Here is a 26,757-nt window from a genome sequence, read left to right as displayed (position 1 = left end):
TGCCGGTAACGGTCTGTAAGGGCGCAAATCCCGCCGAGTGCAAGGAAGTCCGTCACGGACTGCTCCGAGCGGCAGTTCGGAATCCCGTGGGGACTTCCGGTGCAAATATCGTCTGCTCGGTTCCTGTAGGTAGGAACTCCGGAAGGAGCGTCGTGCAGCTCTTGTCTTTCAAGCAGGGGCGGTTGTTCAGGTCTTAACTCACGGCCCTTGCGCAACAACGCGTTTCGGCAACTTGGCGGCTATGTCACGCCCGTTGCCCCGCCCTCTGTACTGTCGCCATCGCTGGGGGCTGGCATGGAACGGGAACTGTCACCTGGGCTATGCCCGCGACCGGCGATGTTTGTTCTGGAACGCGGAAGGCCGCCCGCGGCGTTCTCAGCTGCGGGCGGCCTTTGCCTGTACTACGTGCTCAGCCTTCGCGGCGGCGGATCTTGTTGCCGAGCCAGACGAGCGGGTCGTACTTGCGATCGGCGACGCGTTCCTTCATCGGGATGAGGGCGTTGTCGGTGATCTTGATGTGCTCGGGGCACACCTCGGTGCAGCACTTGGTGATGTTGCAGAAGCCGAGACCGTGCTGCTCCTGGGCCGCCTTCTGCCGGTCGGCCGAGTCGAGCGGGTGCATGTCCAGCTCGGCGATCCGCATCAGGAAGCGCGGACCGGAGAAGGACTCCTTGTTCTCCTCGTGGTCGCGGATCACGTGGCAGGTGTCCTGGCACAGGAAGCACTCGATGCACTTGCGGAACTCCTGCGAGCGCTCCACGTCGACCTGCTGCATCCGGTACTCGCCCGGCTTCAGGTCGGCCGGGGGAGAGAACGCCGGTACCTCGCGCGCCTTCTGGTAGTTGAACGAGACGTCCGTCACCAGGTCCTTGATCACCGGGAACGTCCGCATCGGGGTGACCGTGACGGTCTCGCCCTCCTCGAACGTGTTCATCCGGCACATGCACATCAGCTTCGGCATGCCGTTGATCTCGGCGCTGCAGGAGCCGCACTTGCCGGCCTTGCAGTTCCAGCGGACCGCCAGATCCGGGGTCTGGGTCGCCTGCAGCCGGTGGATGACGTCGAGGACGACCTCGCCCTCGTTCACCTCGACCTCGAAGTCCTCGAGATCGCCGCCCTCGGCATCCCCACGCCAGACCCGGAACTTCGCCAGGTAACTCATGCCGGCAGCTCCTCTTCCGTCAGGTACTTCTTCAACTCGCTGACCTCGAACAGTTCCAGCAGGTCCTCGCGCATCGGGATCTGGTCCTTCTTGACCACCGTCACGCCGTCGTCGCTGCTCTCCAGCGAGCAGACCAGCAGGACCTTGCGCCACTCAGCGTTCATGCCCGGGAAGTCGTCGCGGGTGTGACCGCCACGGGACTCCTCGCGCAGCAGCGCGGCCTTGGCGACGCACTCCGACACGGTCAGCATGTTGCGCAGGTCCAGCGCGAGGTGCCAGCCGGGGTTGAACTGCCGGTGCCCCTCGACCGTCATCTTCGCGATCCGGCCGCGGAACTCGGCCAGCCGCGCCAGCGCCTGCTCGATCTCGTCGGCCTTGCGGATGATGCCGACCAGGTCGTTCATCGACTGCTGCAGTTCCTGGTGGATCGTGTACGGGTTCTCGCCACCCTCGAGCTCGAACGGTGCCAGCGCCTCGGCAGCGGCAGCGTCGACATCAGCCTCGGAAATTTGAGGCCGGTTCTCGCCCAGCGACTCGACGTACATCGCCGCGCCGGCTCCGGCGCGACGGCCGAAGACGAGCAGGTCGGACAGCGAGTTGCCGCCGAGCCGGTTGGAGCCATGCATGCCACCGGCAACCTCACCGGCGGCGTACAGGCCCTTGACCGACGACTGCGCGGTGTCCGGCTCGACCTCGACGCCACCCATCACGTAGTGACAGGTCGGGCCGACCTCCATCGGCTCGGCCGTGATGTCGACGTCCGCCAGCTCCTTGAACTGGTGGTACATCGACGGCAGCCGGCGCTGGATCTCCTCGGCGGGCAGCCGCGAGGAGACGTCCAGGAAGACACCGCCGTGCGGCGTTCCGCGGCCGGCCTTGACCTCGGAGTTGATCGCCCGGGCGACCTCGTCGCGCGGCAGGAGCTCCGGTGGGCGCCGGTTGTTGTCGGCGTCCTTGTACCAGCGGTCGGCCTCTTCCTCGGTCTCCGCGTACTGCGCCCGGAACACGTCCGGTACGTAGTCGAACATGAACCGCTTGCCCTCGGAGTTCTTCAGCACGCCGCCGTCACCACGGACCGACTCGGTGACCAGGATGCCCTTCACCGACGGCGGCCAGACCATGCCGGTCGGGTGGAACTGGATGAACTCCATGTTGATCAGCGTCGCGCCGGCCCGCATCGCGAGGGCGTGACCGTCACCGGTGTACTCCCACGAGTTCGAGGTGACCTTGAACGACTTGCCGACGCCGCCGGTGGCCAGGATCACGGCCGGCGCGTCGAACAGTACGAACCGGCCCGACTCACGCCAGTAACCGAAGGCGCCGGAGATAGCTGGGGAGTCGCCGGCTGTGTCATCAAGAAGCAGCTCGGTGATCGTGCACTCGGCGTAGACCTTGAGGTTGGCCTCGTAGTCGCCGGTGGCCTTGAAGTCCTCCTGCTGCAGCGAGACGATCTTCTGCTGCAAGGTGCGGATCAGCTCCAGCCCGGTCCGGTCGCCGACGTGCGCGAGCCGGGGGTAGGTGTGACCGCCGAAGTTGCGCTGGCTGATCTTGCCGTCCGGCGTCCGGTCGAACAGCGCGCCGTACGTCTCCAGCTCCCAGACCCGGTCGGGGGCTTCCTGCGCGTGCAGTTCGGCCATCCGCCAGTTGTTCAGGAACTTGCCGCCACGCATCGTGTCGACGTAGTGGGTCTTCCAGTTGTCGTTGGAGTTCGCGTTGCCCATCGCCGCGGCACAGCCACCCTCGGCCATCACGGTGTGCGCCTTGCCGAACAGCGACTTGCAGATGATCGCGGTGCGCTTGCCCTGCTCACGGGCCTCGATCGCGGCCCGCAGGCCGGCGCCGCCGGCGCCGATCACGATCACGTCGTACTGGTGTCGTTCCAGTTCAGTCATAAGTGTTCAGACGTCCGTATCAGTTGAAGAAGCGCAAGTCGGAGAACCAGCCGGCCGAGACCGACATGATGTACGCGTCGGTGATGATCACGGTGAAGAGCGAGATCATCGCGTACGTGCCGTGCTTGGGGTTCAGCTTCGACACGAAGGTCCAGTACCGGTAGCGCAACGGGTGCTTGGAGAAGTTCTTCAGCCGGCCGCCGACGATGTGCCGGCAGGCGTGGCACGACAGCGTGTACATCCACAGCATCACCAGGTTGATCCAGATGATCAGCGTGCCCAGGCCGATGCCGAAGCCGCCGTCCTTGCCGTGGAAGGCCTGGAGACCGTCGTAGACGTTGAGCAGGCCGAAGACCAGCGCGCCGTAGAAGAAGTACCGGTGCAGGTTCACCGCGGCGATGGGGAACTTGCGCTCGCCGTTGTACTTCTTGTGCGGCTCCGGAACCGCGCAGGCGCCCGGTGCCAGCAGCAGCGAACGCCAGCCCGCCTTGCGGTAGTAGTAGCAGGTACCGCGGAAGCCGGCCAGCACGGCGAACGTGATGATGCTGAACGGGAGCACCCGGGGGAAGTCCCCGAACCAGGTGCCCAGGTGGCTCGAGCCCTCGACACAGGACGAGGTCACGCACGGGGAGTACAACGGGGTGAGGTAGTGGTACGCGTCGACCCAGTAGTACTTGTTCATGAAGATCCGGACCGTCGCGTAGACGATGAAGAAGCCCAGGATCACGCCGATCCGCAGCGGCGCCAGCCACCAGCGATCGGTACGAAGAGTCTTCTGCTTGATCTGTGCTCTACCGGGAGCACTCACACCCGTCGCCATCAGGGTGCGCGCCGGTCAGGGGCGCCGAAGCCTTCGTGCTCCGCGTCGGTCCACATGGACGCGTCGTATTCCACGTCGGGGATCTCCTCGAGTTCCTCCGGAACGGGTCCGGGTCTGTGATGAGGGTCGGGAGGGCCGAGCTCGGCCAGGTCGTCGCTCAGCCTGGCCACGTCCGACACCAATCGGCGAACGCCGAGGGTGTCACCGTACTCCTGGCTGAGTTTGCCGACGCAGGCATGTAGCGCTTCGAGCGCGCGCTGCACCGCTGCCACGGTGCTGTTGCCGTCACCCATACCGACTCCAGTGATGGTTTTGTCGCTGTAAGTATGGGCACACTTTGCCCTCGCGCGGCGCACAACGGAAGACCCCTCGGTACGGCGTGTTCCTAGTTAGGTTCGCCTCAGTTGCCGATGGCCGTCGGGTGGAGTAAAGGGGCGAATCCAGCCTTGAGTACAAGGAGATTCGCGGGCGGCGTCAGTACTTCGACCTCGCGCAACCCGGCCGGCCGGGCCGGTGTGTTGTATCCCTCCCACGACCAGCCGAGCACCTGCGAGCCCAGTACCAGGGCAGGCCGGCCGTCGAAGCGGATCATCGCGCCGTCGGGCAGCTCGTCGAGGTCGGCGATCGTCGTGCGCTGCTGCCGGGTTCGCGGGTCGACCCGTTCGAGATGGAGCTGGGCGTCCATCGCGGTGGCCCGGGGCCGCTCGGGCAGGCCACGGGCGGCGGCCCACGCACCGGCGTACAGGAGGTAGTCGCGGCGGCGGCAGTAGGCGCATGGGCGGTGGCCGGCGGCCAGGGCGACCGCTTCGTCGAAGAAGAACAGTGCGGTCCAGCGTCCGGGTGGCATCGGGTCGCGCTGCACACCGTTGAAGTCCAGCACGCAGCAGATCCAGGCCTTCGACCGCCACCGGGTGGTGCCGAGGGTGCGGCCGGGATGGTGGATGGTGCCGCGGTTGCCCATCAGCAGGCCGCGACCGGCGTCGGCCACGATCTCCTGGGTCGGCAGCACTCTGTTCTGTAGTGGCACCCGGCCATCATCCAGGCAAGCTCTGGAAGAGTGCAGCCCCATGAGTGAGCCGCAGGTGGTCGTCGGGGTGGCCGTGATCCGCGACGGTCTCGTACTGGCCGCGCTGCGTCCCGGACCGGACGGTGGCTGGGAGTTCCCGGGCGGCAAGGTCGAGCAGGGCGAGACCGATGCGCAGGCCGCGATCAGGGAACTGCGCGAAGAGCTGTCCGTGGAGATCGAGCCCGGGGTGTCACTGGGGCCTGCCCAGCCCATCGGAGATCGATACCAGCTCCGCGTGTACGCTGCGGCGCTGTTGAGTGGTGAACCGGTTTTGTCCGAACACAGCGCGATCCGCTGGGTCGGCGTGGCCGAGTTGGCGCAGCTGGAATGGCTGCCGACTGACCGTCCGTTCCTCACCGCTCTACGCCAAGTAGTCGAAAACGGCACATAAGTGCGGGTGGCACTGAATGCCCGGGTAATGGTGGCACTAATCCGTCACGATTCCGTGACATCGGTGAGTGCCCGGTGGCGTCCACACTGCGAGATCCGTAGGGTTCCCGGCAACTCGACCGTCGGGGTGACGACGTGCGATTCAAGTGGGAAGGGTAGGCAACAGCGATGACGCTGGGGGTTTCCGAAGAGCTGTCTCCAGAAGGCGGTCTTCCGGCAGACGGCTTGGCCGAGACAGCTGAGGCCAAGCAGATCGAAGGCCGGTCCCTAGGGCAGATCGCCTGGGCCCGGTTGAAGAAGGACAAGATCGCCGTGATCAGCGCGGTCATCATCCTGCTGATCATCGCGGTGGCGATCTTCGCCCCGCTGATCGTGAAGATCAACGGCTTTCCGCCGGACCAGTTCAACAAGCTGAACAAGGACGGCACGCCGCTGCTGAACACGCGCGACGGCAGCATTCCGATCGGCGGTCTGTTCGGCAGTGGTTCGAGCAGCGAGCACTGGCTCGGCGTCGAGCCGCAGAACGGCCGCGACGTGTTCTCCCGGCTGGTCTACGGCACCCGGGTCTCACTGCTGGTCGCGCTCGGTGGCACGATCATCGCGATCGTGCTCGGCACCGTGATCGGCATGGTCTCCGGCTACTTCGGCGGCTGGATCGACACCGTGCTGAGCCGGCTGATGGACATCATGCTGAGCTTCCCGTCGCTGCTGTTCATCATGGCGCTGACGCCGGTGGTCGCCGACCGCGGCCAGGCCCTGTTCGGGATACCCGACGACAACCGGCTCCGATTAGGCGTGCTGATGTTCGTCCTCGGGTTCTTCGGCTGGGCCTATCTGGCCCGGATCGTCCGCGGGCAGACGCTCTCGCTGCGCGAACGTGAGTTCGTCGAGGCGGCCCGGTCGCTCGGCGCCGGCCCGATGTACGTGATCTTCAAGCAGATCCTGCCGAACATGCTGCCGACCCTGCTCGTCTACACGACGCTGCTGATCCCGAGCAACATCACCGCGGAGGCCGCGCTGTCCTTCCTCGGTGTCGGTATCAAGGAGCCCACCAGCTCGTGGGGCCGGATGATCAGCGATGCCTCGCAATGGATCGAGAGCAACCCGCTGTACCTGTTCTTCCCGGGTATGGCGCTCTTCATCACCGTTCTGGCGTTCAACCTGCTCGGCGACTCCGTGCGTGACGCCCTCGACCCGCGTGCCGGGAGGAGCTGACCCATGGGCCGCTATCTGATCCGCCGGCTGCTGCAGACCGTCCTCATCCTCTGGGTGATCTCTGCCATCACGTTCTTCCTGTTCTGGATCACGCCGGCGAACCCCGCCCTGCTGATCTGCGGCAAGAACTGCGACACCGCGACGATCCAGACCGTCAACGAGACCTACGGGTTCGACGACCCGCTGATCGTCCAGTACGGCACGTACATGAAGGGCCTGGTCAACCCGGGCGGCCGCGACATCGGCACCGCCGGCAGCGAGCACAACTGCGCGTGGCCGTGCTTCGGTGAGTCGTACCAGAACGGCATTCCGGTCTGGACCTCGATCTCCGACGCCTTCCCGCCCACCCTGTGGCTGGCCGTGGGCGCCGCGATCATCTGGCTGATCGGCGGCGTGATGCTCGGCCTGCTGGCCGCCCTGCGCAAGGGCAAATGGCTGGACAAGCTGAGCGTCGGGCTGGCGTTGTTCGGGGTCTCGTTCCCGACCATCGTGTTCGGCTACCTGCTGTTGTTCCTGTTCATCGTCAAGCTCAAATGGCTGCCGTTCCCGGACACCGCCAATTCGGAGTTGTTCACCGTCGGGCCGTTCAAGTGGCTGCAGTTCTACATCCTGCCGTGGCTGACACTGGCGCTGGTCTACGCGGCGCTGTACACCCGGATCACCCGGGCCAACATGATCGACACGATGAACGAGGACTACATCCGCACCGCCCGGGCCAAGGGGCTGGGCGAGGGGACGGTGATCTTCAAGCACGGCCTGCGGTCCGCGCTGACCCCGATCGTGACGATCTTCGGCCTGGACCTCGGTGGTCTGCTCGGCGGCGCGGTGATCACCGAACAGGTCTTCAGCATCACCGGGCTGGGCAAGTTCTCGATCGACTCGGTGCTCGGCAACGACCTGCCCTCGATCATGGGCGTGGTCTTGTTCGCCGCCATCTTCGTCGTCCTCGCGAACGTGATCGTCGACGTCCTGTACGCCTTCATCGACCCGCGCGTGCGGTTGTCCTGACCCGTCGAGGAGACGACAAGTGACCGAGACTGTGACGACCACAGCATCCACGGACCGCACCGGCAAGCCGTTCCTTGAGCTCAAGGACCTGCAGGTGCACTTCCCCACCGACGACGGCCTGGTCAAGGCCGTGAACGGGCTGAGCTTCAGCCTCGAGCGCGGCAAGACGCTGGGCATCGTGGGCGAGTCCGGCTCCGGCAAGAGCGTGTCGAGCCTGGCGATCATGGGCCTGCACAAGGGCAGCCGAGCCAAGGTGACCGGTGAGATCTGGCTGGACGGCGCCGAGCTGGTGGACATGTCCATCCCGGAGATCCGCCGGCTGCGCGGTCAGCAGGTGGCGATGATCTTCCAGGACCCGCTGTCGGCGATGCATCCCTTCTACCGGGTCGGCGACCAGCTGGTCGAGGCCTACCGGGTGCACAACGACGTGACCAAGGCGGTCGCCAAGAAGCGCGCGGTCGACCTGCTCGACCGGGTCGGCATCCCGTCGCCGGACAAGCGGTTCTACGACTACCCGCACCAGTTCTCCGGCGGTATGCGGCAGCGCGCGATGATCGCGATGGCGCTGATGTGCGACCCGCAGCTGCTGATCGCGGACGAGCCGACCACCGCCCTGGACGTCACCGTCCAGGCCCAGATCCTGGACCTGATGCAGGATCTGCAGAAGGAGTTCAACTCCGCGATCGTGATCATCACCCACGACCTCGGCGTCGTCGCCCAGATGGCCCAGGACGTGGTGGTGATGTACGGCGGCCGGGTGGTCGAGTCCGGCCCGGTCCGGGACATCTTCTACCGGCCCGAGATGCCCTACACCTGGGGCCTGCTCGGCTCGATCCCGCGGGTCAACCGCGGTGGCGATCACCGGCTCAAGGCCATCCGGGGCACTCCTCCGTCGCTGATCAACCTGCCCAAGGGCTGCCCGTTCCAGCCGCGCTGCGACTTCCAGCAGTACGTCGAGGGGCATTCCTGCACCGACGAGGTGCCGGAGCTGCTGCAGGTCGGCGTCGAGGAGCACCGGGTCCGCTGCCACATCGAGCACGAGAAGCGCATGGCCCTGTTCACCGAGCAGATCAAGCCGAACCTGTGATGCCGGCCGTCAAGTTTGAGGAGCGATCGTGAGTACGTCGACGTCGGCCGAAGAGGTCGTCCGGCCGGAGCAGGGCGAGGCACTGCTCGAGGTCAAGGGTCTGCAGCGGTACTTCCCGGTCACCCGGGGCATCGTCTTCCAGCGCCAGACCGGCGCGGTCAAGGCGGTCGACGGAGTGGACTTCACGATCCGCTCCGGCGAGACGCTCGGGGTGGTCGGCGAGTCGGGCTGTGGCAAGACGACCACCGGCCGGCTCGTCACCAGGCTGGACGAGCCGACCGGCGGCTCGATCCGGTTCGAGGGCTCGGACATCACCCACCTGAACCGGCAGAAGATGCGGCCGTTCCGGCGCCAGGTCCAGATGATCTTCCAGGACCCGTTCTCGTCGCTGAACCCGCGGCAGACGATCGGCACCATCATCGCGGCGCCGTTCGAGATCCAGGGCGTGAAGAGCGAGGGCGGCACGAAGAAGGCCGTCCAGGCGCTGATGGAGCGGGTCGGGCTCAACCCGGAGCACTACAACCGGTATCCGCACGAGTTCTCCGGTGGCCAGCGGCAGCGGATCGGGGTGGCCCGGGCGCTCGCGCTGCGGCCCAAGCTGATCGTCTGCGACGAGCCGGTCTCCGCGCTCGACGTCTCGATCCAGGCGCAGATCGTGAACCTGCTGGAGGACCTGCAGGACGAGTTCGAGCTCGCCTACATGTTCATCGCGCACGACCTGTCGGTGATCCGGCACATCTCGGACCGGGTCGCGGTGATGTACCTGGGCAAGATCGTCGAGATCGCTGAGCGTGACGAGCTGTACAACCACGCCCGGCACCCGTACACCCACGCGCTGCTGTCGGCGGTACCGGAAGCGGACCCCGACGCGGTCGCCCACCGGGAGCGGATCCGGCTCACCGGTGACGTCCCGAGCCCACTGAACCCCCCGTCCGGTTGCCGATTCCGGACCCGTTGCTGGAAAGCGCAGGACATCTGCGCCGAGCAGGAGCCGCCGCTGATGCAGATCGGCGCACCGGGTCACCAGGCGGCCTGCCACTTCCCCGAGGAGCGCGATGTGATCTGAACATTGCGCAGAGTCACCTTAGGTCAATCGATGGCAATGAACCAATCACGATCTGGTCACCGAGCCGCAAGCTCGTTGCACCACCTGTGAATCCGTGAGTTGATAACCGCGAATTGTGACGCCAGATGACCTATCCGGCCGCCGCGACCCGGCGTGGAACGTCATGACAAGGAAGGAATTACTGGCTATGAAGTACGCCAAACGAGTAGGACAGGTAGTTGCAGCTGGGGCCTCCGTGGCCCTGCTGGCGACTGCTTGCGGCGGCGGGAACGATGACGCCGGCAGCAAGTCCACTGCAGACAGCGGCACCACCGGGGCCAAGGGGGGCACCGTCACGGTTTACCACGTCAACGATGTCGAGCACCTCGACCCGGCACGTAACTTCGTCACCGACTCCGGCATGATCGGCAAGCTGATCACCCGGACGCTGGTCGACTACCGCTACGACGCCAAGGCCAAGAAGATCGTTCTGGAGAACGACCTCGCGGCCAGCTACGAGGCGTCGCCCGACTTCAAGACCTGGACCTTCAAGCTGAAGGACGGGCTGAAGTACGAAGACGGTTCGCCGATTGTTGCCGCCGACATCAAGTACGGCGCGGAGCGATCGTTCGCCGCCGACATGGCAGAGGGTGCGCCGTACGCGCACCAGTACCTGGACTGCCCGGGCTACAAGGGCCCGTACGTGAACAACAACAACGGCGGCAAGGGCTGCACCGCAATCGAGGTGCCGGACGAGAAGACCGTCGTCTTCAAGCTGAAGGAGCCGGTCGCCACCTTCGAGGGCGCCGCGAGCATGAAGATCTGGTCGCCGGTCCCGAAAGCCAAGGACACCCACACGGCGTACGACAACCACCCGGTCGCGACCGGTCCGTACAAGATCGAGTCCTACGTCCGCAAGAAGTCGCTGACGCTGGTCCGCAACACCAACTGGGACGCGAAGACCGACCCGCTGCGCAACGCGCTGCCGGACAAGTTCGTCTTCAAGTTCGGTGACGCTGAGGCGACCGTCGACCAGCGGCTGTTCGCCGACGGTGCGGCGGACAAGAACTCGGTCAGCTTCGCCGGTGTCCAGCCGGAGAACATCGCCAAGACCAACCAGCCGAACGTCAAGGACCGGGTCGTCACCGGTACCGACGTCTGCCGTCGCTACATCGCCTTCAACCAGCAGAAGCCGCTGCTGAAGAACCAGAAGCTGCGCGAGGCGCTGTACTACGGTCTGGACCGCACCAGCTACCGCGACGCCCGTGGTGGCGAGCGGCTGGCCGCGGTGGTCGACTCGATCATCCCGCAGGACCTGAACGGCTACACCAAGGAAAGCTTCTTCAACTCCCCGCCCGAGGGCGACCAGGCCAAGGCGAAGGCCGCGCTGGCCGAGTCCGGCTACAAGGGTGAGAAGCTGACTCTCGGCACCGCCGACTCGGGTCTGGCCACGAAGGCGGCCGAGGCCGCGCAGGCGTCCTGGAAGGCTGTCGGCATCAACATCGACATCCGCAAGATCCCGGGCGACAACTACTACTCGACCCAGCAGCAGGACGCGTCGGCGACCGATCTGATCACCGCCGGCTGGTGCTACGACTGGGCGACCCTGGCCACCATCGTCCCGCCGGTCTTCGGACCGGACCTGACGGCCCCGAACAAGGCCGCGCAGAACAACTACGCTCGCAGCAACGCGGGCTGGGACAAGATGGCCGAGCTGTCCAAGGAGACCGACAAGCCCAAGATGGAGCAGGGCTACTCGGACCTGTACACCGAGATCATGAAGACGGCGCCGCTGGTGCCGACCGTTCAGGACCTCAACGTGTACGTGACCGGTTCGAACATCACCGACGCGGTGGCGGACCCGAACACCGGTGGAATCCTGGACCTGACGCAGATCGGCCTGAAGAAGCCGACCAGCTGATCGAGCAGGTAGCACCATTACCTGACTGGTGAGGAGGAGGCGGTTCCCGCAGGGGAGCCGCCTCCTTCGCTGTTGTTGCTCAGGTGCCGCGGAGGAGTTGCTGCAGGGCGGTGGCGCCGTGGGCGTCGTGTTGTTCGTGGATGGACAGGGCGATGCGCCACTCGCGGCGGGCTTCCGGGAGGTGGCCCTGGGCGTGGTGGACCTCGCCGAGGCTCTTGCGGATGTCGGCCTCGACCAGCCAGTCGCCGTACTGGCCGGCGATGGCCAGGCCCTCGCTCTGGGCGGCGAGGGCTTCTTCGTAGCGGCCCTCGGCCAGGCGCAGACGGCCGAGCTCGTTCAGCACCTCGGCCTCCGGGATCGCGGCACCTGCCATCCGGTAGAGCTTCAGGCTCTCGCGCAGGGACTCGCCGGCCACCTCGTACTGACCGGCCTCGCGGTAGGCGACACCGACGTTCTGGGCGATCATGCCGCGGTACTTCTCCAGGCCGGGCTCGATCAGGAGCTCCATCGCCTCGTCGAAGTGCCGTCGGGCGGACTTCGGCATCCCTGTCTTCAGGTACAGCATGCCGAGCGCCAGGCAGGCCCAGGCGGCTCGTGGCGGGATCCCCAGGCGCAGACCGATCTCACGGGCTCGCTCGGCGTACGGGATGCCGTCGGTGGTGCGGCCGGTGCGCTCCAGTACGTGGCTGAGGCTGCTCAAGCAGAGTGCCTGGAGGTTGCCGTCGCCGGAGGCGTCAGCAGTGTCCACTGCTCGGCGCAGCGGAGCGACGGCCTGCTCGTACTGTCCCAGCTCGGCGTGGGCTGCGCCGAGGTCGTGGAGGACGAGACCTTCGGCGATCCGGTCGGGGCCGCCGCTGACCAGGCGTAGTACCGCCTCGTTGACCTGCAGCCACTCGAGCCAGGCCCGCCGGACGGCGTAGTAGACGTTGAGCCCGACCGCTAGCTGTACTGCGAGGCTGGGCTGGTCCACTGCCGCCTGCTGCACGATGCCGACCAGGTTGGCCCGCTCACTGTCCAGCCAGGTGAGCACGTCCTCCTGGCAGTCGAGGTCCTGGGCGCCGGTCAGCCACTCCTTGTCGAGCCAGCCTTCGCGGGTCACGCCGTGTCCGGCGTACTCGCTGGCCTTCCAGACGACGGCGGAGACTCGCCTGATCCACCTGGTGGTCGCCGCTGCCTTGTCCTGCTCGGTCAGCATCTGGTCCGCGAGCTCGCGCGCCGCGACCCGCACCAGGTCGTGCAGTCTGTACCGCCCTGGCCCGGGCGTGGCGAGCAGGTGCACGTCTACCAGCCGCTCCAGTACTACTACAGCCTCCGGCTCCGGGCTGTCCGACAGCGCGGCCGCCAGCGCCGACGTGAGATCCACAGAGTCCGACAACCCGAGCAGCGCGAACATCGTGACGGCCTGTACGTCGATCGGGTCGTCACTGCCGGCCAGCTGCTCGATCGACAGCACCAGCGTCGCCCGTACGCCGGAATCGTCCAGTTGCAGCTCGTCGAGCCGGCGTCGGCCGTCGGCCAGCCGCTCGGCGAGGTGAGCCACCGGCCACGTCGGGCGAGACGCCAGCCTGGCGCCGGCCATCCGGATGGCCAGGGGGAGGCCGCCGCACTGCCGTACGACCTCGGCGCACTCGTCCTCTGGCGCGTCCGGGCGTTCTGAGATCCGCCGGAGCATCTCGATGGACTCCTCCAGCGGCGGCTCGCCCAGCTGGAACTGACGGCCGCCGAGCCCGGCCATGCTGCGCCTGCTCGTCACGATGACCGCGCAGCCGCCCGACCCAGGGAGGAGCGGCCGCACCTGGTCCTGGTCGGAGGCGTTGTCCAGTACTAGCGCCAGGCGGCGCCCGGCGAGCGCAGTACGGAAGCGGGCTGTGGCGGTGGCGAGGTCCACGGGAGGTGTCTCGCCCAGGTCTTCCAACAGGTAGGTCAGGGCGTCCAGCGGCTCCAGTGGTGGGCCGATGCCGAAGCCGCGCAGGTCCAGGTACAGCTGGCCGTCCGGGAAGTGGTCTGCGACCTGGTGAGCGGTGTGGATGGCGAGTGTGGTCTTGCCGATGCCGCCCATCCCGGTGATGGCGGTCACACTGACGCCCTTGGAGGTGGTCAGGTACTTGGTCAGCAGCTCCATCTCCCGGACCCGGCCGGTGAAGTCCCCGCTGGCGAACGGCAGCTGTCTGGGGGAGGCCGCCAGGGACGGTTTCGACGTCGGCTTGTCGGACTTACCGCGGCGGGAGGCGGCAGCGGCCAGCGCGGCCGCCTGGTCGGCGTCCAGGTGCAGCGCCTCGGCCAGCGCGTCGACAGTGCTCAGCTGCGGGTAGCGCCGGGTCCCGCGCTCGAGGGTGCTGATCGCCTGGACGCTCACGCCGGAGCCCTCCGACAGCTCCTCCTGGGTCAGCCCGGCGGCCGCCCGGTGCCGCCGGAGCAGCGCCGCGAACTGCGAGTCCACTCCACTACCTCCCGATCGCCACTTTCGGTCACGCCCTATTTGTATGGGTGAACTGTATGGGTTGTACCTGGTGAGCCGGTTTACAGCAGTCGAGAATTGAACTCGCACGACGACTGGGGAGGAGATGTGCATGTCGGTTTACCAGGCCGTTCCTGCGGTGCGACGCGAGGACTTCGCACCGGAGGTCGTCTGTGAGGTCTACGAGCTGGGCACGCATCGCAAGACGCAGGCCGCGGCCAACGAGCTCACCAGCCGCCAGGTCACCATCGGCCGGCTGATGGCCACGGGCGCCAAGGACGCCGCGATCGCCCGCCAGCTCGGGCTCTCGCTGCGGACCGTCCGGGCCGAGATCAGCGCGCTGATCGCCGGACTCGGCGCCAGGTCCCGCTTCCAGGCAGGCTGTCTGCTGGTCCGCCGGTTCGGCTGAACCAGTACCCGGGGACTGTCCGCCGGCCAACGTAGTCTGGCGACATGAGTGAGCTTCCCGACCGCCGCCTGCTGCTGGTCCACGCCCATCCTGACGACGAGACGATCAACAACGGCGCGACGATGGCGCGATATGTCGCCGAGGGCGCGCAGGTCACCCTGGTGACCTGCACCCTCGGTGAGGAGGGCGAGGTGCTCGTCCCCGAGCTGGCCCATCTGGCCGCCGACCAGACCGACGAGCTCGGCAAGCACCGGATCGGCGAGCTCGCCGCGGCGATGGCCGAGCTGGGCGTCACCGACCACCGGTTCCTCGGCGGACCGGGCAAGTACCGCGACACCGGGATGATCTACAACGCCGAGGGCAACGCGGACGTCCCGCCGGAACCCCGGCCGGACAGCTTCTGGAAGGCCGACCTGCTGGCCGCGGCGAACGACCTCGTCCCGGTCATCCGGGAGATCCGCCCGCAGGTCCTGGTCACCTACGACCAGTGGGGCAACTACGGCCACCCCGATCACATCCAGGCGCACCGGGTCGCCACCTACGCGGCCGCCCTGGCCGCGGCACCGTCGTACCGGGAGGATCTGGGTGAGGCCTGGGAGATCGCGAAGATCTACTGGCCGACCATCCCCGAGTCGAGCATGCGGGAGAGCCTGCGCAGGCTCCGCGAGGCCGGCGACACCACCACCTTCGAGGGGATGGACCCGGACGGCCCCATGCCGCCGATGATCACCCCGGACCGGCTGGTCGACTGCGTCATCTCCGCCGGCGAGTACCTCGATCGCAAGATGAACGCGATGAAGGCGCACGCCACCCAGATCACCGTCGACGGCCCGTTCTTCGCCCTGTCGAACAACACAGGCAACGAGATCTTCGGTGACGAGGCCTACCGCCTGGTCAAGGGCACCGCGGCCCCCGGCCCCGCCGGTGTGGAGACAGACCTCTTCGCCGGCCTCTGAGGCGGGGGCCAGGCTGCTGCGCCGCACGATCCGCACTGGCAATCGGTCTGTCGGTGGGCGCGGTTACGATCGGCGGTATGACCTTCGCCCCGAGGTTCGCAGTATTGTTGCGCGGCTTCCGCCGGGACGCGGCGCTGACTCAGGAGGCGCTGGCGGCGCGGGCCGAGTTGAGTGTCGAGGCGATCCGTCTGCTCGAGGCGGGTCGCCGGCGCCACCCGCGGCGGGCCACAGTGCGGCAGTTGGCGGAGGCGCTTGGGCTGTCTGAGCAGGATGGCGCCCGGTTGCTGGAGGCCGCGGGGCGGCGCCCAGCGGTGACCGGACATGAGCTGCCTCCGGACGTCGACGACTTCTCTGGCCGGACGGCAGAGCTCGGGGAACTACTGGACGCGCTGACCGGTACTGCGCCCGCGGTCGCGCTCGTCTCGGTCGCGGGGATGGGTGGCATCGGGAAGACGGCCCTCGCGGTGCACGGGGCGAGGCTGCTGACCGGCACGTTCCCGGACGGCGTCATATACCTGAACCTCGGGGCGCACGGCGGAGGCGAACCGGCTCAGCCGCTGGAACTGTTGCAGCGGCTGCTCCGGACACTCGGGGTCGACGAGGGGCAGATCCCGGCCGAGGTCGAGGTCGCGGCAGCGCGGTACCGCTCGGTCCTGGCCGGCCGGAGAGTCCTGGTTCTGCTCGACGACGCGGCCAGCGCGGCGCAGGTCGGGCCCCTCATTCCCGGGCAGAGCGGTTCGGCAGTCCTCATCACGAGTCGCAAACAGCTGACCGAGCCGGCCGGCCTGCGGCAGCTGCGACTGGACGTGTTGCCGGACGCCGAGGCGCTGGAGCTGCTGTCGGCGCTGCTGGGTGAGCGCAAGGTCGAGGAGGAGCGGGAGGCCGCGCTGGCGGTGGCCCGGTTGTGTGGCCATCTTCCGTTGGCGCTGCGTATCGCGGCAGGTTACCTGTCGGGGCAGCAGGACAAGAGTGTCGGACAGTTGGCGGCCGAGCTCGAGGACTCGCGGACGAGGGTGCTGTCCACCGACGGCAACGGAGTTCGCGCGAGCGTCGACCTGTCGTTGCGGGCCCTGGCCGACGACGCCGGCCCGATCGCCCGGACGGCTGCCGAGACGTTCCCGATCGCGGCGTTGCTCGGTGCTGATGACTTCGCTCTGGATGCGGCGGCCGCCGCGATGGACCGGCCGGCCGGCGAGATCGAGGACGCGCTCGAGCACCTCGTGGACATCAGCCTGCTCGAGACGCCGCAGCCGCATCGGTACCGGATGCACGACCTGGTCGCAGAGGTCGGCCGGGAGCTGGCACACGCAACCCTCGGGACGGCCGGCATCGAGACCGTCCGGCTGCGGGTCCTCGACCGGTACCTGGCTCTGGTCTGGCGGATCGACGAGCACGCGGCACCACGTGAGGCATTGGGCGACTGGCCCGACCCCGAATGGTCGTCGGCGGCCAAGCACCTCGATCTGGAGGCCGCGATCGAACTCCTCGACGCGGACCGCCAGAACCTGGTCGCCACGGTGCGGGCGGCGGCAGGTGGTTCGTCGGCCCAACGCCGCGCGGTGATCCGGATCGCCACCGGGATGAACAACTACGGCTTGTCCCGCAAGCGGTGGAGCGAGTGGCGGGCGGTCCTGGGAGCCGCTGTCACCGTCGCCGGCGAGCTCGACGACCCGGTCGCCGCGGGCATGGTCCATTTCGACCTGGGCATCGTCCACAACGAGCTCGACGATTTCGAAGCCGGCGCCGGGCAGCTCGCCCGCGCGGTCGGTTATGCCCACCAGATCGCAGTGGAGTCGTTCGAGGCGGCCGCCAAGCTGCATCTCAGTCACGCGCTGGAGCGGGCGGATCGGCCGGCCGAGGCCAGGGCGATCGTCGAACAGGTCCAGAAACAGCAGCTGGACGAGCAGATCGCCTCCTGGATCGCCTTGATCCTGGGAATGATCGCGGGCAAGGAGAAGGATTTGCCCGGCCAGCGCGCCGCCTTCGATCGCTCGATCGAGCTGTACCGGGTGGCGGGAGCTCCAGCGCGTGCGTTGGCGATGCGCTACCGGACGATCGGCGAGTCGCTCGCCGAGGCCGGCGAATATGAGGAGGCGGAAGCCGCGTTCCATCAGGCGCTGGCGCTCTATCGCGGAGAGAACGACGCCATGGACATCGCCGCGATCCTCGAATGCCTGGGGACGGCCTATGTCGGCAGCCGACGCTTCGACCAGGCGGAATCGGTTCTGCTGGAGGCGCTTCCGCTCGTCCAGGAGCAGCAACAGTGGGACTGCGAGGCCCGGATCCAGGTTGCGCTCGGCCGGCGGCTGGCTGCGCTCGGCCGGATCGGCGAGGCTGAGGACGCCTGGCGACAGGCGCTCGGAATCTACGAGCGTCATGGCGCCGCGGCTGCTGAAGACGTCCGGGAGCTGCTCGCCTAGCCGCGACTACGATCGGCAGCATGAGCACTCGGTTGGGTGGGCTGCTGCGCGCGCATCGGGGTGCCGTCGGGTTGAGCCGGGAGGCTTTGGCTGAGCGGGCCGGGCTCAGCGTGGAGGCGATCCGGGCGCTGGAGAACGGGCGGCGGCGGTATCCGCGGGCCAGCACGATCGAGCACCTGGCCGGAGCGTTGGGGTTGCCGGAGGCCGAGCAGGACGAGTTGGCGCAGGCTGCGCAGAGGCCCGCCGGACCGGCTGTGCCGCGGCAGTTGCCGGCCGATCTCGCGGACTTCGTCGGCCGGCAGCAGGCGCTCGATGAGCTGGTCGATGCGCTGACGGCTGTTCCTGGCCATCCAGGCGGAGCGGTGCTGGTGGCGATCGCCGGGATGGGTGGCATCGGCAAGACCTCGCTGGCGGTCCGTGCCGCGCAGCAGACCGCCGATGAGTTCCCCGATGGTCAGCTCTACGTCGATCTGCGCGGTCACGGTGGCGATCCGGTCTCCGCCCTGGATGCATTGGGCCGGATCCTGCGGACGCTCGGCGTGCACGACGTACCGGATGAGGTGGCAGCCGCGTCGGCTCGGTACCGATCGCTGCTGGCCGGACGGCGCATGCTGCTGGTGCTCGACAACGCAGCCAGTACTAACCAAGTGGGCCCGCTGCTGCCCGGTACTGCGGAGACCGTCACGCTGGTCACCAGCCGGCGACGGCTGAGCGCGCTGGACGGAGCCAAGCACCTCCCTCTCGACCTGCTGTCCGAGGCCGAAGGATTGGAGCTCCTGGCCTCGGTGGCCGAGCACCGGACGGAGCAGGACCCCGCTGGAGCCGCCGAGGTCGTCCGGCTGTGCGGGCGCCTGCCATTGGCGCTGCGGATCGCGGGTACCTATCTCGCCGACCGACCTGGACTCTCGGTCAGGCAATTGGCCGAAGCGCTGGCCGACGAGCAGTCCAAGCTCGGCGTGCTGTCATCCACCGGGCTGGGGGACGGAGTGCGCTCGAGCCTCGGCGTCTCCATCGAGGCGCTGGCGGCCAGTACTCGCAAGGTCGACCAGACGGCTGCTCGCGCGCTCCCACTGGTCTCCCTGCTCCCCGGCGACGACTTTTCGTTGCGGGTTGCCGCGGCTGCGCTCGAGCTGCCCCTGTTCGAGGTCGAGACGGCACTCGAGCACCTGGTCGACGTCAATCTGCTCGAGACGCCGGCGCTGCGGCGGTACCGGATCCATGACCTGATCCGGGCCGTCGGGCATGACCTGGCGCTGTCGACGACGACCGAAGAGGATCGAGTCGCGCTGAGGCTGCGGGTGCTCGATCAGTACGCCGCGATGCTCTGGCGCGCGGATGAGCTGGATCCCCAGTCGCCCGTACGAGTCACGTGGCACGACCCGGCCTGGGCGGCCGGTGCGCTGGATCTGCCCGATCTGGGGAGCGTCTTCGAAGAGTTCGACGCGGATCGCGGCAACCTCGTCCTGGCGACCCAGGCCGCGGCGGCCGGGTCAAGTGCAGAGCAGGGGCGGGTCGTGCGGATCGCCGTCGGGTCCAGTCTGGCGTGCCGGCACCACCGGAGATGGCTGGAGTGGAAGCAGCTCAACCAGCTCGCGGTCGGTCTGGTCGACGAGCGATCGGACCCGATGGCCGCGTTCATGATCCATTTCGATCTGGGACTGGCCCAGGCCGAGCTGGGCGACTTCGCCGGCGGCGCGGACCATCTGGCGGTGGCGCGCCGGCTGGCGGCGGAGCTGGGGGACGACGAGTACGAAGCCAAGAGCCTGATGAACCTCGCGCACATGCTCGAACAGGCCGATCGGCTGGACGAAGGACGGGTGGCGGCGCGGGAGTCGATGGCTCAGGCGATCCGGATCGGCAACGAGAACCTGGAGGCCTATTCGCGGCTGGTCCTCGGCCAGATCGCCGGGAAGGAAGGCGAGTCCGAGGCGCAGCGGGCTGCCTTCGAGGCGGCGGTCGAGGTGGTCCGGCGGACGGACCGGCCGGTCCGCGTGGCGGCGCTGCAGTTGACGATCGCCGAGGCGTACCGGACGACCGGCCGGTACGACGATGCCGTCGACGCGTTGCGGCAGGCCGAGGTGATCCATCGCGCCCTCGGATCGGACGGTGGGGTGGCCGAGGTACTCGATCATCTCGGGGCCGTGTGGTTCGAGCTCGGGCGCTATGAGCAGGCGTTGGGCTCCCAGCAGGATGCGCTGAAGCTGGCGCTGGAGGTCGAGGCGCAGGATCGTGAGGCGAGCGTGCGGCTGCGGATGGGACAGACCCTGGCCGCGCTCGGCCGGGTGGACGAGGCGCGGGCCGAGTGGCAGGCCGCGTTGCGCTTCTACGACAGCCACGGCAACCCGCGATCGGAGCAGGCCCGGAAGCTGCTGGCCGGGCAGTGACTGGTTCCACAACCGTGAGTTGAGGCGTCAACCTTCTCGGGGTCATAGAGTGCTGGGGTGACGACAGACCCCGGCGGCAGCATCGATTCGGGGGAGTTCCGTACGGCGATGGGCCGGTTCGCCTCCGGGATCACCATCATGAGCACCCTGCAGGACGGCGTCGCGCACGCGATGACCGCCAACGCGTTCACGTCGGTCTCGCTGGATCCGCCGCTGGTCCTGGTGTGCGTGGACCACGGGGTCCGGATGCACGACGCCGTACTGGAGTGCGGGTACTGGGCGATCTCGGTGCTGGCCGACTCGCACCGGGAGATCGGCGAGCGGTTCGCCAAGTCGGGGCGGGACCTGTACCGGCAGTTCGACGGGATCGCCACCCAGGCCGGTCCGAAGACGGGCTGCACGCTGATCGAGGGAGCGCTCTCCTGGCTGGAGTGCCGGACCTGGGCGACCTACCCGGGCGGCGACCACACGATCGTCGTCGGCGAGGTGCTGAGCCTGGGAACCGGCCCGGCCGGTGACGCTTCGGGGCTGATCTACTACTCAGGCGGATATCGGGCACTGAAGGGCAGCTAGGCCTGCCCCTTCCGGTAGTCTTTGCCGTTGCTGTTACCTGGTTACGAGCAGGAGGACTCTGTCCGGTGGGGAGAAACAAGCTCGCGGGGATCATCGCCGCGGCAGTGTTCGGGGTGCTCGTAGTCGCTTACGGTCTGGCGTTCGCGCTGACCGGCGACAAGGTACCGGGGGATACGACAGTGCTGGGGATTTCCCTCGGCGGCCTGTCCGAGAACGACGCGAAGGCCAAACTGCAGGCCGGGCTGAAGGATCGCCTGGTGCTGCCGATCAAGCTCAAGGCCGGTGAGTCGACCTTCGCGGTGAAGCCCGCCGACGCCGGTCTGACCCTGGACGTCGACGCGACCGTCGCCGAGGCGGGTGCCGGGCGCAGCCTGAACCCCGCCCGGATCTGGCGGGCGATGACCGGTGGGGACGCGATCCAGCCGGTGATCGCCAAGGACGAGACGAAGCTGAAGGCAGCCGTCGAGACACTGGCCAAGCAGGTCAACCGGCCGGCCACCGAAGGCACCATCACCTTCGTCGAGGCCAAGGCGGTCAAGCACCCGTCCGCCGACGGGCTGCAGCTGGACAACGACAAGGCCGCCGCGACGGTCGTCTCCGGCTTCCCGTCGGACGGCAACCCGAAGGACCTCCACGTCAGCGTGACCAAGCCGCAGGCCGGTACCGAGGCGATCGACAAGGCGATGACGGAGTACGCCGTACCGGCGATGTCCGGCCCGATCCGGCTGACTGTCGGGGACAAGAGCGCCGAGTTGCAGCCCGAGGAGCTCGCCCCCGCGCTGACCCTGACCGCCAAGGACGGAAGCTTCACGCCGAGCCTGAACGCCAAGCTGCTCGAGCCGCTGTTCGCCGAGCGGTTCAAGACGCTCGAGACGCTGCCCAAGGACGCGACGATCGGGATCGTGGCCGGCAAGGCCAAGGTGATCCCGGCCGTCGACGGCATGGTGGTCGCCCGGGACAAGGTGGTGCCGGCGATCCTGGAGATCCTGCCGAAGCCGGCCGGTCAGCGGACCGCCGCGGTCGGCCTGGCGCACACCAAGGCCAAGATCACCACCGAGGCCGCAACCGCGCTCGGGGTCAAGGAGGTGATGGGGGAGTTCACCACGCACTTCCCCTACGCCGAGTACCGCAACGTCAACATCGGCACCGCCGCCCGCAAGATCAACGGCACCCTGCTGAAGCCGAACGAGATGTTCAGCCTGAACAAGATCGTCGGCGAGCGGACCAAGGCGAACGGGTTCACCGAGGGCAACATCATCAACGGTGGCAAGTTCGTCCTGGATCTCGGCGGCGGCGTCTCGCAGTCGGCCACCACCACCTTCAACGCGGCCTTCTTCGCCGGGCTGAAGGACGTCGAGCACAAGGCGCACAGCGTCTACATCGACCGCTACCCGGTCGGCCGCGAAGCGACCGTGGCCTGGCCGTCGGTCGACCTGAAGTTCCTCAACGACTCCGGGCACGGGATCTACGTGCAGACCATCTTCACCGCCGCCAAGCCCGGCGGGCAGGGCACCCTGACGGTGAAGATCTGGGGCACCAAGGTCTGGGACATCACCGCGGGCAAGTCGGAGCGGACCAACTTCCGCGCCCCCGGCGAGATCTGGGACACCGCCGCGAACTGCCGGCCGCAGGCGCCGACCGGTGGCTTCGACATCAAGATCTACCGGTACTTCGCGAAGAACGGCGCCCGGGTCAAGACCGAGTCGTTCACCACGAACTACAACGCGGCCGACACGATCCACTGCGGCCCCAAGCCGGGCACGCCGCCGCAGACGCCCACCACTCCCGGTCAGCCTGGGATGGGCAAGCCGTCGGGTGGCCCGACGACCACGCGGCCGCCCAGCTGAACCTCTGAACCGCGTCGTAGGCCGTCCCGTGCTCGGGGCGGCCTTTCGCTCAGCTCGGCGCGGTTTCGGCCGCGGTTTCAGGCCCGGTTTCAGGCGCGGTGGAGCTCGTGGAGATGGGCCGCCACGAGGTTGAAGATGTCCTCGCCGATGACCGCGCCCTCGCGGCGGACCTCGGCCGGGTCGATCCGGAGTACCCGATCGATCCGTACTTCGCTGTTGCGGCCGGCCTTGTCCCACGGGCCGCTGCCGATGTCGAGCCAGACCCGGCCCCAGCGCGCCTCGTCGGCGGCGTCGCGGTCGTGGTCCTTGCTGGTCAGGATCAACGCGAGCAGCCACGGCCCGTCCGAGCCGACGACCAGTACCGGCCGGTCCTTGCCCCGGTGGTGGTCCTCCTCGAACGGCACCCAGGTCCAGACCACCTCGCCCGGATCCGCCACACCGTCATCGGGGTGCGGCGTGTACTCGACGTGCACCGTGCCCTCGTAGTCCCCTGCGTACTCCGGCCGCACCTGCTCAGTCATGGGCCGACCCTACCGACTGCCGGCTGCTGGCTGCGTCAGCTCGACGGCTGGTTGGTTAGGTAGCGGTACTTGTAGGCCACGGCGTAGCCGAGGTTGGTGTAGGTCGCAACGGCTGCGGTGTTGTCCTCGACGACCTCCAGGTAGCTACGGCGACCGCCGAGGTGCCCGGACCAGCGTGTGAGGCCCTGGAGGACGGCTGTGGCGAGTCCACGCCGCCTGTACTCCGGGTCGACCCGTACTGCGTCCACACCCAGCCAGTGCCCCGTCATCGAGCCGCGGCCCACCGCTACGACCTTGCCGTCGAGCTCTACCGACGCGAAGGCGGCCTTGGGCGCGCCCTCCATGACAGCTGGTGCTGCCTTCGGGGGAGTGCCTTCGAAGGCAGTGCCGTACCAGGCGGCGTCGGGCTTGTCGCGGACGGTCACCTCCACGGCCGGTTCTGCGTTCACCAGGTCCAGCGTCGTGTGCATGACCAGTACGTCGGCCTGCTCGGGACGGGCGTCTACCCAGCCGAGCTGGCTGAACTCCTGAGCTGCCGGACTGTCGAGGCGGACCAGCGCCAGCGGTTGCAGGCCCCGCTCCGTGTAGAACGCCTCAGCCAGCTTGAGAGCCTCCGAGATGGGCATCTCGGGGTCACCGGCCGGCAGGAGAGAGTTGGCGCGGCCAGTCCAGCCGTCAGAGGCCCGCAGGAGCCACTGGCCGACGTACGAGGTCTCTACTGCAGGGCGGCCCAGGGCGGTCGTGAGGAAGAGCTGCTCGACGTCCACCGGGCGCAAGGGCATCGGTGGGATCGGCTTGGCTGCTGAGACGTCCTGCAAACGGACCCGGTGCAGCGTACTGTCGGAGTGCCGGACCACCAGCCAACCCGCGTCGTATGCCTGCAGTACCCCGATCACATCGGTCGACTGGCCGCCCGGAAGCCGGTGGCGGACCACGACACGGTGGCCGATATCACGGGCGCTGAGGCCTGACACGATGCGGACTCCTGGCAGAGTGGGGCTGGGACTACCGTGATACTAGGTAGCCGCACCACCATATGAGCATCGGGAACACCGCACCGCAGCACCCAGTCCGCTGCGCCTGCTGGCTATAGGAGGAGTACCAGTGACCTACGTCATCGCGCAGCCGTGTGTTGACCTCAAGGACCTCGCCTGTGTCGAGGAGTGCCCGGTCGACTGCATCTACGAGGGCAACCGGATGCTTTACATCCACCCCGACGAGTGCGTCGACTGCGGAGCGTGCGAGCCGGTCTGCCCGGTAGAGGCGATCTACTACGAAGACGACACCCCGGAGCAGTGGAAGGACTACTACACCGCCAACGTCGACTTCTTCAACGACCTCGGCTCGCCCGGCGGCGCTTCCAAGATGGGCAAGATCGACAAGGACCACCCGTTCATCGCCGCCCTGCCCCCGCAGGAACACGACGAGTAGAACCCCGCACCACCCCACCGCAGCGCTCCAGAATCCCTGGGGCGCTGCGGTGTTTGCGTGCTACTGGTCGATGACGTCCACGTGGACGTGGTCGAGGTGGCGGAGGGTGTCCTTGTTGCCGGGGCGGTCGGGCGGCGTGTAGTCGCGCCAGCCGTCGTCGGACCGGCCGCCCGCGGTCCAGATCTTGTCGCTGAAGATGACCGTCCGGATGCCGAGGTGATCGGCGCGGGCCACCAGGTACTGCGCCATCGCCCAGCCCTTGACGGTGTTGCCCGCGGAGATGGGTTTCACGAAGATGTCGACGGCCCGGCCCTCGTAGTGCGCTGAGCCTTCCATGTGGCCGGTCGTCACGCCGCCGGGCTCGTAACCGCCGGTGGAGACCTTGCCGAAGGTGGCGACCAGGTCCTTGCGAACCTTCTCGGCGCGCGGCGTCAGGCCGTTCTTGCCCATCGTCTCGGCCGGCATCGACTCGGTGTTGACGGTGCAGCTGAGCGCGGCCTTCGACTGGCCGGTCAGCGCCGACGCCAGGATCCGCGCATCCGCCTCATGGTCGGCATACGCGTTGGGGAAGGCGCTGCGCTGCACCTTGTCGGCCGCGACCGTCACCGCGAGCTTCTGGTAGTTCGGCACCTTCACCAGTGCGTCGTAGAACTTGCCCGCCGCGTAGTGCGGGTCCTGCACCTGCTTGATCGTCCCCCAGCCCTGCGACGGCCGCTGCTGGAACAGCCCGAGCGAGTCCCGGTCGCCATGCGCCAGGTTCCGCAGTCCGGACTCCTGGTACGCCGTAGCCAGCGCGACCGTAGCGGCCCGCGGCGGCAGCCCACGGCGTACAGCGACGCCCACGATGATCGCCGCCGACTCCGCCTGCTCCAGATCCAGTACTACGGACCCAGTGCTGACCGTGGCCTCGCACTGCTCGCGTGGTGGCAGCAGCGGGCCGAAGTCCTTACCGCTGACCCAGTGGATGCCAACACCGACAGCGACCGCGAAGGCACCCACTGCTCCCACTGCGACCAAGGCGCCACGCTTCACCGGCATACCGATCCCAACGTCCGACTACGGCGTACAGGTTCCGGGATCTGCGTCACGCTCTGTATGACGTGCTGCTCGTCGCGTTGGTTGGCGTGAATCGTCACGCGTTCGCGTGCAGGGCCTCGTTCAGCGTGATGCCCTCGCCCTTGCGCGGCCGCGCCTCGACCGCGCCGGTGATCGAGTTGCGCAGGAAGAGCAGCCCGGACTGGCCGGACAGCTCGATCGCCTTCACCACGCTGCCGTCGGGCAGCTTGAGCTTGGTACCGGGCGTCACGTAGAGCCCCGCCTCGACCACGCAGTCGTCGCCGAGCGAGATGCCGATACCGCTGTTCGCGCCGAGCAGGCAGCGCTTGCCGATCGTGAGCACGGCCTTGCCGCCGCCCGACAGGGTGCCGAGGATCGACGAGCCGCCGCCGATGTCGCTGCCGTCGTCGACGACGACGCCGGCCACGATCCGGCCTTCCACCATCGAGGTGCCGAGCGTGCCGGCGTTGAAGTTCACGAAACCCTCGTGCATGACGGTCGTGCCCGATGCCAGGTGCGCGCCGAGGCGAACGCGGTCCGCGTCGGCGATCCGGACACCGGACGGTACGACGTAGTCGGTCATCCGCGGGAACTTGTCGACACTCGTCACGGACAGGTGCATCCCGGCGGCCCGGGCGCGCAGGCGGACGTGCTCGATCTCGTCGACGGGGACCGGGCCGAGCGAGGTCCACGCGTTGTTCGGCAGGGAGGCGAAAATGCCGTCCAGGTTGACGCCGTGCGGACGGACCAGCCGGTGCGAGAGCAGGTGCAGCCGCAGGTAGGCGTCGGCGACGTCGGCCGGGGCCTCGTCGAGCGCGATCGCGGCCTTCACGACGGTACGGCGGACCTGCCGGACATCGTCGTTGCCCTCGGCAGCGATCAGCTCGGCCGGCGCCTTCGCGCCCTCGGGCGCCTCGCCCAGTTCGGGGGCCGGGTACCAGACGTCGAGCACGTTGCCCGAGGTCGTGACGGTGGCGAGGCCGAAGCCCCAGGCGCGAGTGGCGTTCTCAGTCATACCCCAAAGCCTGCCAGACGCCCGGTCGGCGGCCGACCACCGGTCTTGCCAGTCGATAACCTGCCTACTCCGACTGCGGAA

23 protein-coding genes are annotated in these 26,757 nt (G+C 67.9%); 13 read left to right on the top strand and 10 right to left on the bottom strand.

Annotated features, from left to right (window positions below):
- Positions 1–409: 409 nt before the first annotated feature.
- The 5 genes from ACIA12_RS32210 to ACIA12_RS32190 all read right to left on the bottom strand — a co-directional run bounded on the left by ACIA12_RS32210 (position 410) and on the right by ACIA12_RS32190 (position 4,901).
- Complete coding sequence (locus ACIA12_RS32210) at positions 410–1,162, bottom strand: succinate dehydrogenase/fumarate reductase iron-sulfur subunit (RefSeq protein WP_396370973.1); 753 nt, start codon at positions 1,160–1,162, stop codon at positions 410–412.
- The gene (locus ACIA12_RS32205) at positions 1,159–3,054 is read right to left on the bottom strand and encodes a fumarate reductase/succinate dehydrogenase flavoprotein subunit (RefSeq protein ID WP_396370972.1); all 1,896 of its coding nucleotides are present in this window, start codon (positions 3,052–3,054) and stop codon (positions 1,159–1,161) included. Before ACIA12_RS32205 ends, ACIA12_RS32210 begins: the two co-directional genes overlap by 4 nt.
- A gap of 19 nt (positions 3,055–3,073) precedes the next feature.
- Positions 3,074–3,862, bottom strand: coding sequence for a hypothetical protein (locus ACIA12_RS32200; RefSeq protein WP_396370971.1), 789 nt, complete (start codon positions 3,860–3,862; stop codon positions 3,074–3,076).
- A gap of 11 nt (positions 3,863–3,873) precedes the next feature.
- On the bottom strand, positions 3,874–4,167 hold the full coding sequence (locus tag ACIA12_RS32195) for a hypothetical protein (RefSeq protein WP_396370970.1): 294 nt from the start codon (positions 4,165–4,167) through the stop codon (positions 3,874–3,876).
- Between the two features lie 107 nt (positions 4,168–4,274).
- A complete protein-coding gene (locus ACIA12_RS32190) occupies positions 4,275–4,901 on the bottom strand; it encodes a hypothetical protein (protein ID WP_396370969.1) in 627 nt (208 codons plus the stop codon).
- A gap of 40 nt (positions 4,902–4,941) precedes the next feature.
- On the opposite strand from ACIA12_RS32190, the gene ACIA12_RS32185 reads away from it, so the two are divergent.
- From ACIA12_RS32185 to ACIA12_RS32160, 6 genes are all read left to right on the top strand, one after another.
- The gene (locus ACIA12_RS32185; protein WP_396370968.1) at positions 4,942–5,331 is read left to right on the top strand and encodes a (deoxy)nucleoside triphosphate pyrophosphohydrolase; all 390 of its coding nucleotides are present in this window, start codon (positions 4,942–4,944) and stop codon (positions 5,329–5,331) included.
- Between the two features lie 167 nt (positions 5,332–5,498).
- Entirely contained in the window at positions 5,499–6,545 is a 1,047-nt protein-coding gene (locus tag ACIA12_RS32180; RefSeq protein ID WP_396370967.1) for an ABC transporter permease, read from the top strand.
- Positions 6,546–6,548: 3 nt separating this feature from the next.
- Positions 6,549–7,553 (top strand): ABC transporter permease, encoded by a 1,005-nt coding sequence (locus ACIA12_RS32175; protein WP_363828020.1) that lies wholly within the window; start codon positions 6,549–6,551, stop codon positions 7,551–7,553.
- A 19-nt stretch (positions 7,554–7,572) separates the two neighbouring features.
- Positions 7,573–8,640 (top strand): ABC transporter ATP-binding protein, encoded by a 1,068-nt coding sequence (locus ACIA12_RS32170; RefSeq protein WP_396370966.1) that lies wholly within the window; start codon positions 7,573–7,575, stop codon positions 8,638–8,640.
- 28 nt (positions 8,641–8,668) lie between these two features.
- Complete coding sequence (locus ACIA12_RS32165; protein ID WP_396370965.1) at positions 8,669–9,706, top strand: ABC transporter ATP-binding protein; 1,038 nt, start codon at positions 8,669–8,671, stop codon at positions 9,704–9,706.
- A 187-nt stretch (positions 9,707–9,893) separates the two neighbouring features.
- Entirely contained in the window at positions 9,894–11,606 is a 1,713-nt protein-coding gene (locus tag ACIA12_RS32160) for an ABC transporter substrate-binding protein (RefSeq protein WP_396370964.1), read from the top strand.
- Between the two features lie 79 nt (positions 11,607–11,685).
- On the opposite strand, the gene ACIA12_RS32155 is transcribed toward ACIA12_RS32160, so the two are convergent.
- Complete coding sequence (locus ACIA12_RS32155; RefSeq protein WP_396370963.1) at positions 11,686–14,046, bottom strand: ATP-binding protein; 2,361 nt, start codon at positions 14,044–14,046, stop codon at positions 11,686–11,688.
- A 130-nt stretch (positions 14,047–14,176) separates the two neighbouring features.
- Here ACIA12_RS32155 and ACIA12_RS32150 point away from each other — a divergent pair, with 130 nt between their 5' ends.
- From ACIA12_RS32150 to ACIA12_RS32125, 6 genes are all read left to right on the top strand, one after another.
- Positions 14,177–14,473 carry a LuxR C-terminal-related transcriptional regulator gene (locus ACIA12_RS32150; protein WP_343982572.1) on the top strand — a complete coding sequence of 99 codons (297 nt, stop codon included), beginning with the start codon at positions 14,177–14,179 and terminating at the stop codon, positions 14,471–14,473.
- Positions 14,474–14,517: 44 nt separating this feature from the next.
- Positions 14,518–15,429: an N-acetyl-1-D-myo-inositol-2-amino-2-deoxy-alpha-D-glucopyranoside deacetylase gene (mshB, locus tag ACIA12_RS32145; protein ID WP_396370962.1), complete on the top strand. Its 912-nt coding sequence runs from the start codon at positions 14,518–14,520 to the stop codon at positions 15,427–15,429.
- Between the two features lie 77 nt (positions 15,430–15,506).
- On the top strand, positions 15,507–17,849 hold the full coding sequence (locus ACIA12_RS32140; RefSeq protein ID WP_396370961.1) for an NB-ARC domain-containing protein: 2,343 nt from the start codon (positions 15,507–15,509) through the stop codon (positions 17,847–17,849).
- A gap of 20 nt (positions 17,850–17,869) precedes the next feature.
- Positions 17,870–20,233, top strand: a complete 2,364-nt coding sequence (locus ACIA12_RS32135) for an ATP-binding protein (RefSeq protein WP_396370960.1) — start codon at positions 17,870–17,872, stop codon at positions 20,231–20,233.
- 57 nt (positions 20,234–20,290) lie between these two features.
- Positions 20,291–20,806: a flavin reductase family protein gene (locus tag ACIA12_RS32130; protein WP_396370959.1), complete on the top strand. Its 516-nt coding sequence runs from the start codon at positions 20,291–20,293 to the stop codon at positions 20,804–20,806.
- Positions 20,807–20,871: 65 nt separating this feature from the next.
- Positions 20,872–22,653 carry a VanW family protein gene (locus ACIA12_RS32125; protein WP_396370958.1) on the top strand — a complete coding sequence of 594 codons (1,782 nt, stop codon included), beginning with the start codon at positions 20,872–20,874 and terminating at the stop codon, positions 22,651–22,653.
- Positions 22,654–22,742: 89 nt separating this feature from the next.
- Here ACIA12_RS32125 and ACIA12_RS32120 read toward each other — a convergent pair whose 3' ends face one another.
- Both ACIA12_RS32120 and ACIA12_RS32115 read right to left on the bottom strand, forming a co-directional pair.
- Positions 22,743–23,174, bottom strand: coding sequence for a type II toxin-antitoxin system PemK/MazF family toxin (locus ACIA12_RS32120; protein ID WP_396370957.1), 432 nt, complete (start codon positions 23,172–23,174; stop codon positions 22,743–22,745).
- A 35-nt stretch (positions 23,175–23,209) separates the two neighbouring features.
- The gene (locus tag ACIA12_RS32115) at positions 23,210–24,148 is read right to left on the bottom strand and encodes a GNAT family N-acetyltransferase (protein WP_396370956.1); all 939 of its coding nucleotides are present in this window, start codon (positions 24,146–24,148) and stop codon (positions 23,210–23,212) included.
- A gap of 130 nt (positions 24,149–24,278) precedes the next feature.
- Here ACIA12_RS32115 and fdxA point away from each other — a divergent pair, with 130 nt between their 5' ends.
- Positions 24,279–24,605 (top strand): ferredoxin, encoded by a 327-nt coding sequence (fdxA, locus tag ACIA12_RS32110; protein WP_131285641.1) that lies wholly within the window; start codon positions 24,279–24,281, stop codon positions 24,603–24,605.
- Positions 24,606–24,665: 60 nt separating this feature from the next.
- On the opposite strand, the gene ACIA12_RS32105 is transcribed toward fdxA, so the two are convergent.
- Together ACIA12_RS32105 and dapD are read right to left on the bottom strand one after the other, a co-directional pair.
- Positions 24,666–25,643: a hypothetical protein gene (locus ACIA12_RS32105; protein ID WP_396370955.1), complete on the bottom strand. Its 978-nt coding sequence runs from the start codon at positions 25,641–25,643 to the stop codon at positions 24,666–24,668.
- Between the two features lie 94 nt (positions 25,644–25,737).
- A complete protein-coding gene (gene dapD / locus ACIA12_RS32100; protein WP_396370954.1) occupies positions 25,738–26,676 on the bottom strand; it encodes a 2,3,4,5-tetrahydropyridine-2,6-dicarboxylate N-succinyltransferase in 939 nt (312 codons plus the stop codon).
- Between the last annotated feature and the right edge of the window lie 81 nt (positions 26,677–26,757).

Source organism: Kribbella sp. NPDC051620 (assembly GCF_044453825.1).
GTDB lineage: Bacteria > Actinomycetota > Actinomycetes > Propionibacteriales > Kribbellaceae > Kribbella.
Note: the sequence above shows the minus strand (reverse complement) of the source record. Positions and strands in the feature narration are given on the sequence as shown.